The sequence below is a fragment of the Pseudomonas sp. AIG genome, from assembly GCF_977020205.1.
The window spans coordinates 1-309 of record NZ_CDROCK010000160.1 but is presented as its reverse complement, the minus strand read 5'-3'; the positions used below and the strand labels follow the sequence as shown (position 1 = coordinate 309).

Below are 309 nucleotides of genomic sequence, written 5' to 3'. Positions count from 1 at the left end.
TGGTAATCAGTTTGTACACGTTGCCGTTGATGGCGGCCGACTGCACCACAATGCCCTTTTCCAGCTCCATGACGCCGTCCGGTAAGGCGCGGGTGAACAGCAATTTCCCTTGCGCTTTGGTGGCGCCTTTACGCTCGACGTTGACCGCCCAAGCAAGCATGTCCAGCCACGCATCCACCGCCGTTTTCACAAAGAAATTCGGCAGCACCGTCAGGCAGAGAAAGTCCAATAGCCACAACACCGGTTTGGTCACCAGCGCGGTCATCACCCGCCAGAACGGCGAATAACTGCTGGTGTTGGCCACCTTCG

The 309-nt window shown here is 57.6% G+C and carries 1 pseudogene; it reads right to left on the bottom strand.

The features are described 5' to 3' along the window. Window positions 1–309: pseudogene (locus ACWR1S_RS30960) on the bottom strand (baseplate J/gp47 family protein); the annotation flags it as partial.